The organism is Archangium lansingense, assembly GCF_026626635.1.
Classification (GTDB): Bacteria; Myxococcota; Myxococcia; order Myxococcales; family Myxococcaceae; genus Archangium; species Archangium lansingense.
Genome location: NZ_JAPNKA010000001.1, coordinates 13,057,696 through 13,072,386 on the forward strand (window position 1 = coordinate 13,057,696; position 14,691 = coordinate 13,072,386).

14 protein-coding genes are annotated in these 14,691 nt (G+C 68.4%); 6 read left to right on the forward strand and 8 right to left on the reverse strand.

Annotated elements, in window-relative coordinates:
- Position 1: 1 nt before the first annotated feature.
- The 3 genes from OV287_RS52590 to OV287_RS52600 all read right to left on the reverse strand — a co-directional run bounded on the left by OV287_RS52590 (position 2) and on the right by OV287_RS52600 (position 3,372).
- Positions 2–1,498 (reverse strand): DUF7125 family protein, encoded by a 1,497-nt coding sequence (locus OV287_RS52590; protein WP_267541651.1) that lies wholly within the window; start codon positions 1,496–1,498, stop codon positions 2–4.
- A gap of 153 nt (positions 1,499–1,651) precedes the next feature.
- Positions 1,652–2,773 (reverse strand): aminotransferase class I/II-fold pyridoxal phosphate-dependent enzyme, encoded by a 1,122-nt coding sequence (locus OV287_RS52595; RefSeq protein ID WP_267541652.1) that lies wholly within the window; start codon positions 2,771–2,773, stop codon positions 1,652–1,654.
- Positions 2,774–2,817: 44 nt separating this feature from the next.
- The gene (locus OV287_RS52600; protein ID WP_267541653.1) at positions 2,818–3,372 is read right to left on the reverse strand and encodes a hypothetical protein; all 555 of its coding nucleotides are present in this window, start codon (positions 3,370–3,372) and stop codon (positions 2,818–2,820) included.
- Between the two features lie 753 nt (positions 3,373–4,125).
- Between OV287_RS52600 and OV287_RS52605 the strand changes: the two genes are divergently transcribed.
- Complete coding sequence (locus OV287_RS52605; protein WP_267541654.1) at positions 4,126–4,437, forward strand: hypothetical protein; 312 nt, start codon at positions 4,126–4,128, stop codon at positions 4,435–4,437.
- 6 nt (positions 4,438–4,443) lie between these two features.
- Here the strand turns inward: OV287_RS52605 and trxA are convergent, their stop codons facing one another.
- Positions 4,444–4,770 (reverse strand): thioredoxin, encoded by a 327-nt coding sequence (trxA, locus tag OV287_RS52610; protein ID WP_267541655.1) that lies wholly within the window; start codon positions 4,768–4,770, stop codon positions 4,444–4,446.
- 140 nt (positions 4,771–4,910) lie between these two features.
- On the reverse strand, positions 4,911–5,837 hold the full coding sequence (locus OV287_RS52615; RefSeq protein WP_373371942.1) for a LysR family transcriptional regulator: 927 nt from the start codon (positions 5,835–5,837) through the stop codon (positions 4,911–4,913).
- Positions 5,838–6,251: 414 nt separating this feature from the next.
- Here OV287_RS52615 and OV287_RS52620 point away from each other — a divergent pair, with 414 nt between their 5' ends.
- Positions 6,252–6,719: a hypothetical protein gene (locus tag OV287_RS52620; RefSeq protein WP_267541657.1), complete on the forward strand. Its 468-nt coding sequence runs from the start codon at positions 6,252–6,254 to the stop codon at positions 6,717–6,719.
- A gap of 6 nt (positions 6,720–6,725) precedes the next feature.
- On the opposite strand, the gene OV287_RS52625 is transcribed toward OV287_RS52620, so the two are convergent.
- Complete coding sequence (locus tag OV287_RS52625; RefSeq protein WP_267541658.1) at positions 6,726–7,691, reverse strand: zinc ribbon domain-containing protein; 966 nt, start codon at positions 7,689–7,691, stop codon at positions 6,726–6,728.
- Entirely contained in the window at positions 7,688–8,545 is an 858-nt protein-coding gene (locus OV287_RS52630) for a hypothetical protein (RefSeq protein ID WP_267541659.1), read from the reverse strand. The genes OV287_RS52625 and OV287_RS52630 overlap by 4 nt, the downstream gene beginning before the upstream one ends.
- A 187-nt stretch (positions 8,546–8,732) precedes the next feature.
- Between OV287_RS52630 and OV287_RS52635 the strand changes: the two genes are divergently transcribed.
- The 4 genes from OV287_RS52635 to OV287_RS52650 all read left to right on the forward strand — a co-directional run bounded on the left by OV287_RS52635 (position 8,733) and on the right by OV287_RS52650 (position 12,112).
- Positions 8,733–9,218, forward strand: a complete 486-nt coding sequence (locus tag OV287_RS52635) for a hypothetical protein (RefSeq protein WP_267541660.1) — start codon at positions 8,733–8,735, stop codon at positions 9,216–9,218.
- A gap of 102 nt (positions 9,219–9,320) precedes the next feature.
- On the forward strand, positions 9,321–10,205 hold the full coding sequence (locus OV287_RS52640; RefSeq protein WP_267541661.1) for an S-methyl-5'-thioadenosine phosphorylase: 885 nt from the start codon (positions 9,321–9,323) through the stop codon (positions 10,203–10,205).
- A gap of 135 nt (positions 10,206–10,340) precedes the next feature.
- Positions 10,341–11,456, forward strand: a complete 1,116-nt coding sequence (mtnA, locus tag OV287_RS52645; RefSeq protein WP_267541662.1) for an S-methyl-5-thioribose-1-phosphate isomerase — start codon at positions 10,341–10,343, stop codon at positions 11,454–11,456.
- 32 nt (positions 11,457–11,488) lie between these two features.
- Positions 11,489–12,112 carry a class II aldolase/adducin family protein gene (locus OV287_RS52650; RefSeq protein WP_267542590.1) on the forward strand — a complete coding sequence of 208 codons (624 nt, stop codon included), beginning with the start codon at positions 11,489–11,491 and terminating at the stop codon, positions 12,110–12,112.
- Between the two features lie 101 nt (positions 12,113–12,213).
- On the opposite strand, the gene OV287_RS52655 is transcribed toward OV287_RS52650, so the two are convergent.
- Positions 12,214–14,619, reverse strand: a complete 2,406-nt coding sequence (locus OV287_RS52655) for a sensor histidine kinase (protein WP_267541663.1) — start codon at positions 14,617–14,619, stop codon at positions 12,214–12,216.
- Positions 14,620–14,691 lie beyond the last annotated feature (72 nt).

The following is a 14,691-nucleotide window of genomic DNA, read 5'->3' on the forward strand; positions in this document are numbered from 1 at the left end:
GCTAGCGGCTCCGCTTCTTGAGCAGACCCTTGCGCCTGGGCCGGGTGGCCGGCTTCGCATCACCCGTGAGGACGGACTGTGCCCCCTGGAAGGTCTCGGCGGCGAGCGTGATGCCCCGAGAGGTGATGCGGTACTCCTGGAGGGAGGAGTCGTAGTCGCTGTCGCGCATCTTCACCACGGACAGCATCCGGTGGAGCTTCGAGTGCAGCTCCACGAAGCGCAGGAAGAAGATGTTCTCAACGAGGCTGGAGATGCCGCTGATGGGCAGTATCACCTGCTGGCTGAACATCTCCTGCAGCTCGCTGGTGTAGAGGGTGGTGACCCCGAGCACCCGCAACTCGTTCGTGAGCGCGGCGAGGAAGTGGCTGATGCGCTCGGGGTAGGCGGCCGACTGCTGGAAGCCGTCCACCCCGTCGATGAAGAGCCGCTTCACGCCCCGCTCGCGCACCGCCTGGAGGAGCTTGTTGCCGAGCCCATCGAGGATGCGCTCGGTGGGCGAGTGCCACATCATGTCGAAGACGCCCTGCTGCTGCTTCTTCTCCAGGCCGAGCCCCAGCGCCTTGGCCTTGAGGAGCAGGCGGGGGGGAGTCTCGTAGAAGCCGAAGAGGAGGCCGGGCTCCGATTTGCTCGACTCATCGAGGAAGTGCAGCCCGAAGGTCGTCTTGCCCGCCCCGGTGGGGCCGAAGAGGACACTCGTGGAGGCACACGGGAGGCCGCCGTTGAGCATCTTGTCCAGCTGGGCGACACCCGTGGAGACCCGCTCCCTCTTGCAGGGATCCTGGCGTGAGGGATTCTGCAGGAGCGCCTCGATGCGCGGGTGCACCACGATGCCGTCTTGCGTGATTTGAAAGGCATGGCCGCCGCGCAGGTAGCTGCTGCCGCGGAACTTCCTCACCTCCAGCTCACGCTCCGCACGCCGGCCCAGCCGGTTGTCGAAGAGCTCGAGCACGCCGTCCACCATGGTGTGCTCGGGCCCCACCGGCTCCGCGCTCGAGCTGGTGAGCAGCAGGATGGTACAGCCCACCAGGTTGGCGTGGATTTGGAGCTCGTGGATGAACTTCTTGAACTCCCTCTTGGACTGGGCGCTCTCCTCCGCGGTGACCAGGCCGTCCACTACGAGCAGGGTGGACTTGCGCGCCCGCGCCTCGCGCCGGAGCACCTCGACGAGCCCCTTGAGGCCGCCCTGCTCGAGCGTCGAGAAGGCACTGAGGTAGGCGATCTGCTCGGGGATGCGGGAGGTGTCGAAGAAGGAGAGCGGCTCGAGGTTGAAGAGCAGACGCTCATGCGTCTCGGCCAGCAGCGTGGAGTAGAGGACGCGGCCCCCCTGGGCGGCGTGGTGGAAGCACATCTGGTTGGTGAGGATGGTCTTCCCCGCGCCCGGACGACCCTGGAGCATGTACACGCCCCCGCGCAGCAGGCCGCCGTGCAACACGATGTCCAGGCCGGGTACCCCCGTGGGAATCCGCTCCTGCGGCCGCTCCACTGTCGACTCGCTCATCTCGCCCTCGTTCTTTCCGGGCCCCTGGAAGGCCCCCGTCCATACCACGAGCGTCCTGCCTCAAGACCCTGGCTCCGCGAGCACGAGCTCCCAGCGCGCATCTTGCCCCGACCATGTGTCGCACGACGTACAAACCGCATGGAGCGAAGGTCGTCAGCGCCACAACACGTCACAGAAGCGCTCCAGCCGCGCGAGCGCGTCGGGCATGTTCGTGCGGCCCAGCCCCAACCGGAAGTGATTGCCCGGGAAGTCATAGACGTCGCCGGGCAGCAGCAGCACACCCTCGGTCTCCACCAGCCGCTGGCAGAACTCCGCCACCGGCATCTCCTTCAACAGCCTGGGGAAAGCCACGCTCCCCGAGGCCGGGCGTACCCAGCGGAACGTGTCCGCCCGCCGGGCGAAGAAGCCGTCGAGCACCGCGAGGTTGCGCGCGAGGAGCTCCCGGCTCCGGGCCAGCACGCGCTCCTTCGCCCGGAGCGCGATGAGGGCGAGCACCTCGCTGGGGGCGGCGTTGCAGAGGGTCGTGTAGTCCTTGTAGGCCGCGCAGCGCTCCTGCAGGGCCGTATCCCGGCTCGCCATCCATCCCACGCGCAGCCCCGCCAGCCCGAAGGCCTTGGACATCACTCCCAGGCTCACGCCCCGGGCCGACAGCTCCGCCCCCCCCGGCAGGGTGTCCCGAGGGTCATGCTCCAGCAGCCGGTACACCTCGTCCGACAACACATACGCCCCCCGCTCCTCGGCCAGCGCGAAGAGTCCCTTCCACGTGGCCGCGTCCGGCAGGGCCCCCGTCGGGTTGTGCGGGAAGTTGACCACCACCAGCTTCGTGTGGGGCCGCAGCTCGCGCTTCAGCGCCTCCAGGTCCAGCTTCCAGCCGTCCTCCTCGCGCAGCCGCAGCAGCGACACCTCGGCCCCCGTGGCGCGCGCCACCTCGTACAGCGACTGGTAGCCCGGCCACGTCACCACCGCGTGGTCCCCCGGCCCCAGCAGCACGTTCAGCAGGACGAAGATGGCCTCCTGCGCTCCGGCGAACGTCAGCACCTGCTCCGGCGCCACGCCGCGGTACAGCCGGGCAATCTCCTCACGCAGCGCCGGCAGGCCCGTGGACTCCGTGTAGCCCAGCGACAGCCGCTCCCAGCGCTCGCGCCCATCCGCGTCCGCCAGCGCGAGCAGGTCGCTCATCCGCCAGCCCTCGATGTCCGAGGAGCACAACAGGTGCGGCGCGGTGAACTCCCACTTCGCGAAGTAGCGCTCGAGCTTGAAATCCGGAATCCGCATGCCGCCTCGCTATCGCGAGCCGAGCAGCTTTGCAAAGAAGCGCGTCAGGGAGTGCCCGCGTCCTGCTGCGCGCCGTCGTCCAGAGAGGGAGAGCGCACGGCCTGGATGTGCTGGCTCGCGACGAACTGGCGGTCGAAGGACCTCAGATAGAGGGTGGCTTCGACGCACTCCGGCCCGATGTTGGTGAAGTGATCATCGAACGGCATGAAGCGCACCGTCCTGCCGTACCAGTAGCCAGGCTCGAGCACCATGAGGTTCTTCGGCCGCTCCAGCGGTGGGAAGACATCCATGTGGATGGTCGGCACGGACCCGCGTTCGCAATCCGCAACGAGTCCTATCTCCACATCGAATTCCGGAACGAGCCGCCTGTCCAGGCGCAAGGGGCCGTCTTCGGGACTCACCAGGATGCGCGCCGAGATCGTGAATCCATCATAGTGGATGTCTTGAACCTTCATCACGACGCGAGACGGAACCTGGAGGCCCGCATCGCTGACAGCCTCTCGGACGGGTGAGGGGCGGGCCTGCTTCCCCGAGGTGGGGGACCCCGCGCAGGCCACCAGTAGAAGGAGCGCACCAGGCCCGAGTCCGACAGGGTTCATTCGCATGACGTCCTCGCGCCTTTCTCGTCGACACATCCGCATTCGGGAATGGGCTCTCGCTCCGGATCATTCCCGGGGACGTTGTGACCTTGCCGATGCTTCCAGCCACACGAATGCGCAAACTCGTGCAGGACGGCCTTGATAACGCACTCGCGTGACGCGGGCTCCTCACACCAGTGGATTTCCTTGACGGGAAAGAAGCGATGGGTCGTTCCTCGCCAGAACGTGAGCGTGAACCCCAATCCGATGTTGCCGGAATGCTGATTCTGCTCCCTGCACTTCTGCCGGCTCCACTCACTGCAGGTGACCGTGATGCCGCTGCACTGCCGGCGGACGCAACTCATGAGGAGCTCATCATCGATTCTCGCCGCCACGCCGAGACACTCCTCGACTGTCGGTAGTTCGATCGAAGCGGGACAGCTCGTCTTCATCGGTGTTCCGGGTGGGCGCGCTGCGGGAGTCACGGTTGCGCACCCACCCCAGACGAGCGCTCCGAAGGTCAGCGCGACACCGAGGCCCCAACGGTCACGGATGAGCCCCGCCGCCAACACCGGGACTGGCGGCCTGCAACGTCTCGAAAACACCTGGTCCTCCTGGCGAGCCAGTCAGACCCTACCGCCGTTCTCTCCCTGCCCCGAGCAGCTTCGCGAACGACGCAGCCTTCTCCTCCTGGACGGTGGCGAATCCGACTGGCCGTAGGCCCCCGTTCCGGGGTCTACTGGAGGCTCCACCCCTCCCAATCAGGAGCCCCCCATGCGTCTGTCGAAACTGTTCGCCGCCGCCTGCTTCTCGCTGACCCTCGCCGCCTGTGGCGGGAGCGAGCTCGCCGACGAGTCCATCCCGTCCGACACCGTCTCGAGCGTGGAGCAGCACGTGGAGGACGTGCCGGCGTGCGTTATTGGAGATCAGCTCATCTATTGGACGGAGTACGGGACCTGCGGTGGCTGCACCGTGTCGCGCAAGCCGGGCACGCCCGTTCGCCAGTACGCGGCCTGCGCCAGCAACATCCAGGGGACGAGGTCCCACATCGGCAACTCCTGCCAGGCAGGCTGCGAGCTGCTCTGAGCCTCGTCAGAGCACCTGCTGGAATGCACTCTCCAGCTTCGCCCGCGGGACGGCTCCGACAATCTGGCCTACCACCTTGCCCTGCTTGAAGAAGAGCAGGGTAGGCATGGAGCGAATGCCGTACTCCTGAGCCGTCACCAGGTTGTCGTCGACGTCGAGCCGCGTCACCTTCACCCGGCCCTTGTACTGAGAGGCAAGCGCCTCCAACGACGGCTTGATGGCGCGGCACGGTGCGCACCATGCTGCCGTGAAGTCCACCAGCACCGGCTCTTCCGCCTCCAGCACCTCGCGGCGGAAATCCGGGTCCTTCAGCTCGATGACGTCCGTGGTCATGGCGTGTCCTTCGTCCAGGGCGGGCGCGTCCTGGCCTCCATGGCCATCGCCCCACCTCGCACGAAAAGACTTAACGGTGGCGCTGCGTTCGGACGAGAGCCCGGCGCGCAATGGATTGTTCCGCGAAGAGCCCCATCACATCAGCGGGTGCGCCGTTCGGCACGCCCTGGCGGTGAGGCGGACGCGGCGCCCTCTTCCCAGGGAAGCGTGGCGCGGCGCTCGGCGAGCAGGTCGAGAAAGGCACGCACCTTGGAAGGAAGCTGCCGGCTGCTGGGGTAGACGGCGTAGAGAGGCTGGCCCGGCGGCGTCACCGACTCCAGCACCGGGACAAGCACGCCCGCGCGCACGTCCTCCGCGACCAGCACGGTGGGCAGGCGCACCAGGCCGAGTCCCGCTCGCGCCGCCGCATGCCCGGCACGAACGCTGGGCACTTGCAGCCGGCCACTCACCGGCAGCATGCGTGCGCCGCGCGGGCCCGAGAAGAACCACACCTCGTCCGTGCCCGGCTCGGCGATCAGCACACACTCGTGGCCCGAGAGCGCCTCCGGCGACTGGGGCGTGCCGCGCCGGCTGAGGTAGGCAGGGCTCGCGTAGTAGCCAGTGCGCACGTGTCCGAGCTGCCTCGCCACCATGGACGAGTCCATCAGCGGCCCCGTGCGCAGGGCCAGGTCGTACTCCTCGGCGATGAGGTCCACGTGCGCCTGGGCGAGCGACAACTGTACGCGCACCTGGGGATGGCGCAGGAGGAACTCGGCGAGCACGGGGGTGAGCAGCTCACCCAGCAGGGAGAACGTGGCCACCCGCAGCGTGCCCCGGGGCGTGCCGCGCGACTCGCTCACCGCCCGATTCACTGCCCGCGCCTCCGCGACGAGCCGCGCGCAGTGGGCGTGGTACTCGCGCCCCGATTCGGTGAGCCGCAGCCGCCGCGTGTTGCGCTCGAGCAGCCGAGTCCCCAGCCGCTCCTCCAGGGCCGCCAGCCTCCGGCTCACCGTCGACTTGCGCAACCCCAGCCGAGTTGCCGCCGCGGTGATGCCTCCCGCGCTCACCACCTCGGCGAAGACGAGCATGTCATCGAGCAACGGAGGAGTCGGGGACACGGTGGCAGAGCCTACGCTTCCTTCCCACGGGTTCAACCCGGGAGCTGTGGCACCCTCACCCTGTCCCTCTCCCGGAGGGCGAGGGGTGAGTAGGGGGCAGAGTGGCCCCCGACTCGTACGCCATGCGCCCGAAGATGCCCAGCGCTCCAAACGAAGCGCCCGACACCAGGATGAGCAGCACTCCCACCGTGCGATTCATGGCCTTCCCACGCTCGGACACCCGCACCGGGTTAGCACGCTTCCGCTGCCGCCTTCCCAACAGCCCTCGCCGATCCAGTGGCCTCCGGCCAACGCTTCCGCCCATTCCCCCAGCCCCGCTCCAGACCCAGTTGCATAATCCCGCCCGCAAGGTCTTTCCCAGCCTTCGAAAACGGGGGGACGGCGATGATTCTCTTCGAGGACACGCTGTGGCCGCTGCTGCACCTGAAGTTCGTGGGCGAGCACACACCAAAGCAGTATGAGCAGTACCTGATTCGGCTAGAGGAGTGCGTGCGGCGGCCCGGGCCGTGCATCACCCTCATCGACACCCACGCCGCCCTGGCCGTGCCGCTCTCACATTGCCGGCGACAGGCGGAGTGGTGCCGCGAGCACGAGGCGCTGCTGCGCGAGAAGGTGCTGGGCGTGGCCTTCGTGGTCTCCTCCACGCTCACCCGGCTGTCGCTCAACGTCGTCGTCCAGCTCGGGCCCATGCCCATGCCCTACACCTTCGTGTCCCACGTGCGGGCCGCCGGCGAGTGGGCCGCTGATCGCTTCAGCGACTCGGGCCTGCTGCTGCCCTCCGTGCGCATCCGCCAGCACTTCGGTCTGCGGCCCGCAACGGCCTCCTCCTGCGTAGGGGCCGCGCACGGGTAACCCCCTTCAGCGCGAGAAGATCAGCACCAGCACCACCAGCGTCAGCAGCACCGCGCCCGCCACCAGCAGCACCTTGGCCCAGGACAGCGGCGCAGTGCCCAGCACCACGTTCGCGTCCTGCCCGTGCACCACCACCCGGTACACCTTGCCCTTGTACTGGTAGGCCAGCACGTGCGCCGGCAGCGCGTAGCGCTTCGTCTCCAGGCTGGAGAGCACCACCGCTACGTGCAGGTTGCGCACCCGACTGCCCGGCACGTGCTCGCGCGTCATCTCCTCGCGCGCCAGCGACTCCACCGCCGCCAGAATCTGCTTCCGCGCCCCCGAGCGTGTCACGTCGAAGCGCTCGACCTGCGCGTCCTCCGGCCCTCGCGGCGCCTTCTCCTCGCTGTCCAGTTGGTAGTGCCCCGCGAGCTGCTCGCACTCGCGCTCCGACAGGCCCTTCGACGCGGACACGAGGATGTTCTGGAAGCTCATCGCCTCCTGCCCCGCATGCGGCGCCCAGGCCGAGCGCCTGCTCCCCGCATCCGAGTCCGCCGCCCAGCTCACCTGCGCCCCCGCGTTGAAGCCCCACGCCGGCCACCACATCGGCCTCAGCGACTGCAACGCCGCCGCGGCCGCCAGGTCCGACGGACGGAAGAAGCGCTTCTCCGCCAGGAAGCGCACCAGCGCCTCGCGCGCCGCCGCCGCGTCCACCAGGAAGGGCAGGAAGCCCTCCGCCTGCTCCAGCGGATCCGCCGTCGTCTCCACCTGCATCACCGAGGCGCAGAAGGCGCACCGCGGCGCCTTCACCTCCGCCGAGTACTCCAGCGAGGCCCCGCAGGTGACGCACCTCACCACCTTCGCCTGCACCTTCTGCAGCAGCACGCCCCGCTCGCTCGGCTCGGCCACCGCCAGCGCGCAGATGGGACAGCGCAAATCCCCCACCTCCAGCGCGCTCCCGCACCGCTCGCACCCCGTCACCACGGCGCTCATGGGCGGCCTCCCTGGTTCATCAGCAGGTACACGAGCAGCCCCAGCACCGCCACGGCCAGCACCGTCAGCGCCACCTTCACCCAGGAGATGGGCACCTTCCCGTGCACCTCGCCCGACTGCCCGTTCACCACCACCCGCAGCGGCGGCTTCTGCGGGTCATACCGCGCCGCCAGCACCCAGACGGGCACCAGGCACACCTCCAGCGACTCCGCGCTCAGTTGCGTGTCCAGGCGCTGCATCCTGTGCGAGTCCCCGGGCATGAACTGGTTCACCCGCTGCTTCACCCGATCCACCGCCTCCGCGCGCGCCATCTTCAGGCACTCCTCGCGCGACAGCGACGGCTCCTCCGCCACCCAGCCCGCCACCAGCGCTGGCTCGTAGCGCGCCAGCATCCGCAGATCGAAGGGCTCGATGTGCTCCAGCTCCACGTTGGACAGCCCGCGCGAGGCCGTCACCAGCACGTCCGGCACGTACTCGGCGTGCTCACCGCTCAGCGAGCGCCACTCCGTCTTCGTCACCGTGCGCGTCTTGGTGACCGTCTTCCCGTTCTCCGTCGTCGTGTACGTCTCCGTCTCGGTGTAGTTCTCACCGATGGAGGCGCTGTACTCCGTCTGCGCCAGCGCGCTGTACAGGTAGGCCGGTGCGTAGATGCCCCGCACGTCCTGCAGCGGCGCGCGCTTGAGCCCCGAGTGGCTCCACGGATGGCGCGTGCGCAGCCAGTGCTTCACCCGCTCCGCCGCCGCCGGCTGCGTCATCGAGAAGCCCAGCGCGAAGGTGGGCGCCGGCCGGTCCAGGCTCGGCGGCCGCTCCACCACCGACGGAGCCGCACAGTAGGGACATACCGTCGTGCGCAACTCTTCCGCCACCACGAGATCAGCCCCACATGATTGGCACCGTAAGTTCATCTCAGGGTTCTCCTAGCGAACAAACGCAGCGCGGATGAGCCTCTATTACCATCGCATTCCACTCAACTTTCCTCCCGAATTGCGGTACATCCACCCACCCTTGCTCCGCTTTCACTCCAACCGCCCTCAGGACGGAATGGCGCTGTCCATCACCCCCACCTCCGTGCGCGCCGACGATTCGGTGTCACCCATCACGGTGGATGGAGGGTTGTGGCCGCTATTGGTGGTGAAGCTGCCCCGTTGCGCGACGATGCAGGAGCTGGAGGCGTACCTGGCGCAGCGGGTCTCGTACCTGGACCGGTGCGAGCCGCACGTGTGCATCATCGATGCGCGCGAGGTGCACATGCCGGCCGCCTGCCTGCGTCAGCGCTACACCGAGTGGCTGCGCGAGCACGAGGCGCAGCTGCGTCGCTGGACGCTCGGCACGGCGTACATCATCCAGTCGCCCGCGGTGCAGATGATGGTGAGCGTGATGCGGCACTTCGCGCGGCTGACCATGCCCTTCATGGTCACCGGCACGCAGCAGCCCGCGGCCGCCTGGTCCGCCGAGCGCTTCCAAGAGGTGGGGCTCTCCCAGGCCGCCACGCGCATCCGCACCTACTACGCCCTCCCCGCGAGCTGAAGCCCGGAGCAGCGCAGGCGGCACCATCTTCCCTGTTGCCTCCACGAGGCACGGCGGGAAGAGTTGGACCTGTCCCTGCCGTCCCCCCCGGAGCTTCCCCCCATGGCGCACCCGTCCCCTCCCGTTATTGGCATCATCGGAGGCAGCGGCCTCTATCAGATCGACGGCCTCCAGGATGTCTCCTGGCGCAAGGTGTCCTCGTCCTTCGGAGAGCCGTCGGATGAGCTGTGTTTCGGCACGCTCGAGGGCACGCAGGTGGTGTTCCTGCCCCGCCATGGCCGGGGCCACCGACTCGCACCGTCTGAGATCAACTTCCGCGCCAACATCGACGCGCTCAAGCGGGTGGGCGTGACGGACGTGCTGTCCGTGTCGGCGGTGGGCAGCCTGCGCGAGGATCTGCCCCCGGGCACCTTCGTGGTGGTGGACCAGTTCATCGACCGCACCTTCGCGCGGACGAAGAGCTTCTTCGGCACGGGCTGCGTGGCGCACGTGTCCATGGCGAAGCCGGTGTGCACGCGGCTGGGGGACGCGGTGATGGGCGCCATGCAGGGGTTGGACATCCCAGCGAAGCGAGGCGGCACCTACCTCGTCATGGAGGGGCCGCAGTTCTCCACGCTCGCCGAGAGCGAGCTGTACCGGAGCTGGGGATGCAGCGTGATCGGCATGACGAACATGCCCGAGGCCAAGCTCGCCCGGGAGGCGGAGCTCTGCTACGCGTCGGTGGCCATGGTGACGGACTTCGACTGCTGGCACCCGGGCCATGACGCCGTCACGGTGGACCAGGTCATCGCCGTGCTGACGGCCAACGCGGGCAAGGCTCGCGCGCTGGTGAAGAACGTGGTGCCGCTGCTGCGCAAGCATGAGGGCCCGTGCCGCCACGGGTGCCAGACGGCGCTCGACCACGCCATCATCACCGCGCCCGAGGCGAGAGACCCGGCCGTCCTCCAGCGGCTCGACGCGGTCGCTGGCCGGCTCCTGAAGCGCTAGCTCCCTTCCTCCCGCGCCCTCCAGACAAGGGCCTGCGCCTCTTCTCCCTCTCCCTCTGGGAGAGGGTCGGGGTGAGGGTGTGGGTTCTACTATCCTGCCGCCCCCGGACATCCACTCGCGAGGAGACACAGCCGCATGAAGGTCCACGGAAAGCCGATGCGCAGCATCTGGGTCGAGGCCGACGGCTGGTCGATGGGAATCATCGACCAGACGTACCTGCCCCACGCCTTCGTGCTGCTGCGGCTCACGACGCTCGACGAGGCGGCGCATGCCATCCGCTCCATGCAGGTGCGCGGGGCGCCGCTGATCGGCGCGGTGGCGGCCTACGGGGTGTGCCTGGCGCTGCGCGTCGACGCCTCGGACGGGGCGCTCGAGCGGGCCTGCACGCTGCTGCAGGCCACGCGGCCCACGGCGGTGAACCTGCGCTGGGCGCTCGACGAGATGCGGCAGGCGCTGCGGCCCCTGTCCCCCGGACAGCGGGTGGCGGCGGCGTACCAGCGCGCAGCAGCCCTGTGCGACGAGGACGTGGCCATCAACCACGCCATTGGCCGGCATGGGCTGGGGCTCATCGAGTCGGCGTGGGAGCGCAAGGGCCGCCAGGGCCGGGTGAATGTGCTGACCCACTGCAACGCGGGCTGGCTGGCCACGGTGGACTGGGGCACGGCGCTCTCGCCCATCTACCAGGCGTACGACAGCGGCATTCCGGTGCACGTCTGGGTGGACGAGACACGGCCGCGCAACCAGGGCGCGGGCCTGACGGCGTGGGAGCTGGGCCAGCACGGCGTGCCGCACACCGTCATCGTGGACAACATGGGTGGCCACCTCATGCAGCATGGGCAGGTGGACCTGTGCATCGTGGGCACGGACCGCACCACGGCCCGGGGCGACGTGGCGAACAAGATTGGCACGTACCTGAAGGCGCTGGCGGCGAAGGACAACGGGGTGCCCTTCTACGTGGCCCTGCCCTCGCCCACCATCGACTGGACGCTGGAGGACGGGGTACGGGACATCCCCATCGAGCAGCGTGATGGGCGAGAGGTGACGGACCTGAGCGGGCGGCTGCCCTCGGGCGAGGTGGTGACGGTGCGGGTGACGCCGGAGGGGAGCCCGGTAGCCAACTACGGCTTCGACGTGACGCCGGCGCGGCTGGTGACGGCGCTCGTCACCGAGCGGGGTGTGTGCCCAGCCACCGCCGAGGGCATGCTGTCGCTCTTCCCCGAGCGGCGACCGGCGCGAGGAACGGGGACGTGAGCGAAGTGGAGCACCGGGCGCTGCGCGAGACGATGATCGCCACGGCGCGGCGGATGAACGCGTCGGGGCTGAACCAGGGGACGAGCGGCAACCTGAGCCAGCGGGTGGAGGACGGCTTCCTGCTGACTCCCACGGGGATGGACTACGACACGCTGGAGCCGGAGGACCTGGTCCTGATGCGCTGGGATGGGAGCCACGAGGGGAAGCGTGCGCCGTCGTCCGAGTGGCGAATCCATCGAGACTTGCTGGCGAGGCGGCCCGAGGTAGGGGCGGTGCTGCACGCGCACTCGATGTTCTGCACGACGCTGGCGTGCCTGCGGCGAGGGATTCCATCGTTCCACTACATGGTGACGTCGGCGGGAGGCGAGGACATCCGGTGCGCGCCATACGCCACGTTCGGCACGGAGGAGCTGTCGCACCACGCGGTGGAGGCGCTGGAGGGGCGCAAGGCGTGCCTGCTGGCGAACCACGGGATGCTCGCGATGGGCAAGAACCTGGCGGGAGCCTTCAAGCTGGCGGTGGAGGTGGAGACGCTGGCAGCCATGTACTGGCGCGCGCTGCAGGTGGGCGAGCCCGTGCTGCTCGATGCGGCGGAGATGGCCCGGGTCATCGAGAAGTTCAAGACGTACGGCCAGCAGCCGGAGCCAAAGGGCTGACCCCCAGCCCAGGTGTCCGGCCCAGGTGTCAGACGATTCGCTGGGGGCCGGCCCAGGTGTCAGACGATTCGCTGGGGGCAAGACTCGGAGCTCGAGGCGATTCACCCGGGCGTGGCATGTCGGCGGGGCAGGCGCACGGTGAAGGTCGTGCCGTCCTCGGCGGTGGAGTGCACATCGATGCTGCCGCCATGTCCGAGGATGATCTGCCGGGAGATGTAGAGACCCAGACCCAGGCTGCCCCGCCCCCCGCGCGGCTCCGTTCCGCGCCGGTACGGCTCGAAGAGGCTCGGCAACAACTTCGGGGAGATGGGCTTCCCGCCATTGTGGACCTCCAACACCACGTCGAACTCCTCGCCACGGATGGAAACATTCACAGGCTCATCCGCGAGCCCATGCTGGAGGGCGTTGCCCACCAGATTGGTGACGACCTGGGCCAGTCGGCCCTCATCCCATTCACCTCGGCCATCGCCGCGGGCCTGGAAGTCGATGCGCCGAGCAGGCCAGGCCAGCTGAACCTCTTCCACGACCCGCCGTACATGCTCGTGGATGTCCATGGGCTTGTGTTGGATGGGAATGCCGCCCACGCGGGCCTGGGTGAAATCCAGCAGCTCGCGAATCATCCGGCTGGCCCGGTCCGCCGCCGCGTAGATGCAGCTGACGGCCTTCGCGGTGCGAGTGCTCACGTCGTCACGTTTCAACAGGGCGGTGGCCGCCAGGGTGATGGCGTTGAGGGGATTGCGCAAATCATGGCTGACCATGGCCACCACGTCCTCGCGCATCCGGATGGCCTCCTGTGCCTGCTGGTACAGGCGCGCGTTGTCGATGGCCACGGCCGCGCGATCGGCCATACCCCGCGCCAACTCCAAGTCCGTGGCGATGGTCGCGGCCCGGGAGTGCCTCCAGACGAAGTTGAGCAGCCCGAGCTTGCGGCCCCGAGCCACCAGGGGGACGCAGATGACGGATTTCGCGTGGAGGTCCTCCAGGAATGCCCGGTGCCCCTCGCTCTGGGCAACGGCGTCCATCCAGGTGGGGGAGACCTCGGGCACCACCAGGGCCACCCCACGCTCCAGGGCACGCGCCAGGGGGCTGCCGCTTCCCAGCTGAGGCGGATACGCCATTCCCCGGATGGCGACGGCCTGCCACGATGGGTCCCGAGTCGCCACTGACAGCCGCTGCACCCGCCCATCCTCGCCCAGCAGATCCACCGAGCTGACGTCCGCCATGCGCCGCGCCACCAGTGCGACGATGCTCTTGAGGGTGGTGGGGAGATCCAACGACTGGGACAGCAGCATGCCCGCCTCGACGAAGAGTGCCTGCATCTCCTCGGCGCGCTTGCGCTCGGTGATGTCTCGCACGGTCCCGGTGAAGAAGCGGCCCTGGGGTAGAAGGTATTCGCTGACCTGGAGCTCCATGGGGAAGACACTCCCGTCCTTGCGCCGGCCCAGCACCTCGCGTTGGGTGCCGCCCCCCGCGAGCACGCCGAGGCACGGGCGGCCGGGAGTGGAGTCCTGTGCCTCTCCCTCCTCGGCCCCGGGAATGAGGAGGCCAATGTTGCTGCCGAGCAGCTCCTCGGAGGTGTAGCCGAAGAGGCGAACCACGGCCGGATTGACGCTCAGGAGGGTGCCACAGGCGTCGGTGGTCAGGATGCCATCGGCCGCGGTCTCCAGGATGGCCTGGAGGCGTTGGCTGGTTTCACGCAGCACCGCTTCGGTCCGTTTCTGGTCCGTGATGTCCGTGGAGATGCCTCCACTCGCCGGGACCATGTTCTCGGAGCCCGGAAGGGGGAACTTCACCGTCAAGAACGTACGCGGACCCGAGGGGAGCTTGATTGTCTGCTCGAACCTGAAGGAGCGACCCGCCAACGCCCTGGCATCGTCGGCCCGAAGGGTGATGGCCTGTTGCGGGGACACCAGGAGCCGGTCGTCCTGCCCCAGAATCTCTTCGCGGGTATGACCCACCAGTTCCTGGAAGTAGCGGTTGCTGATGATGTACCGGCCATCGACGTCCTTGGCGAAGATGGCGACAGGCGCGTTGTCCATCAACGCCTGGAGCCGCTCCTGATCAAGCCGATGCGCATCGTCACGCTGTTGGATGTACTCAGCCACCGCCTCGGCGGTGCTGCTCGCGATGAAGTCGGTCAGTGCGCGGGACTCGAGAAGGGAGACAGGCACGCCCGACTCCCGCACCAGGTCGAGGAGGGTCTCGCGCAGCATGTGGTACGTGTGCAACAGCGCCTTCACGTCGGAGCCAATACGGAAGCACATCCGTCCGAGCGCCCGGCCCGCTTCACTCTCGCCGTGCACCTGGCTGGCATCGGCTACCGAGTGTGAGTGCAGCAGCTCCATGGCCTCGCTGAGGAAGGCGTCGATGTAGTGCTCCAACGCGTGCTTCGTCGGGGGACCCGTGACGAACCCCTCGCCCAACCGCTCGGACCAGCGGTGAATGATCTCCACCCTCCTGGCCTCCAGCACGTCCGCCAGCGTGGCGGGCGAGGCCTCGGTGTACATGGAGCGACCTCCTGCCGCACTGTGCGGGCCATGGCCCTTCCTGAAATATTTGTTCCGTGGCCGCTCCACGCA

What these genes read in the sequence shown, in the direction of transcription:
- OV287_RS52590 (WP_267541651.1), bottom strand. Translation starts at nt 1,498, where the DNA reads ATGAGCGAGTCGACAGTGGAGCGGCCGCAGGAGCGGATTCCCACGGGG.
- OV287_RS52595 (WP_267541652.1), bottom strand. Translation starts at nt 2,773, where the DNA reads ATGCGGATTCCGGATTTCAAGCTCGAGCGCTACTTCGCGAAGTGGGAG.
- OV287_RS52600 (WP_267541653.1), bottom strand. Translation starts at nt 3,372, where the DNA reads ATGAACCCTGTCGGACTCGGGCCTGGTGCGCTCCTTCTACTGGTGGCC.
- OV287_RS52605 (WP_267541654.1), top strand. Translation starts at nt 4,126, where the DNA reads ATGCGTCTGTCGAAACTGTTCGCCGCCGCCTGCTTCTCGCTGACCCTC.
- trxA (WP_267541655.1), bottom strand. Translation starts at nt 4,770, where the DNA reads ATGACCACGGACGTCATCGAGCTGAAGGACCCGGATTTCCGCCGCGAG.
- OV287_RS52615 (WP_373371942.1), bottom strand. Translation starts at nt 5,837, where the DNA reads ATGCTCGTCTTCGCCGAGGTGGTGAGCGCGGGAGGCATCACCGCGGCG.
- OV287_RS52620 (WP_267541657.1), top strand. Translation starts at nt 6,252, where the DNA reads ATGATTCTCTTCGAGGACACGCTGTGGCCGCTGCTGCACCTGAAGTTC.
- OV287_RS52625 (WP_267541658.1), bottom strand. Translation starts at nt 7,691, where the DNA reads ATGAGCGCCGTGGTGACGGGGTGCGAGCGGTGCGGGAGCGCGCTGGAG.
- OV287_RS52635 (WP_267541660.1), top strand. Translation starts at nt 8,733, where the DNA reads ATGGCGCTGTCCATCACCCCCACCTCCGTGCGCGCCGACGATTCGGTG.
- OV287_RS52640 (WP_267541661.1), top strand. Translation starts at nt 9,321, where the DNA reads ATGGCGCACCCGTCCCCTCCCGTTATTGGCATCATCGGAGGCAGCGGC.
- mtnA (WP_267541662.1), top strand. Translation starts at nt 10,341, where the DNA reads ATGAAGGTCCACGGAAAGCCGATGCGCAGCATCTGGGTCGAGGCCGAC.
- OV287_RS52650 (WP_267542590.1), top strand. Translation starts at nt 11,489, where the DNA reads ATGATCGCCACGGCGCGGCGGATGAACGCGTCGGGGCTGAACCAGGGG.
- OV287_RS52655 (WP_267541663.1), bottom strand. Translation starts at nt 14,619, where the DNA reads ATGTACACCGAGGCCTCGCCCGCCACGCTGGCGGACGTGCTGGAGGCC.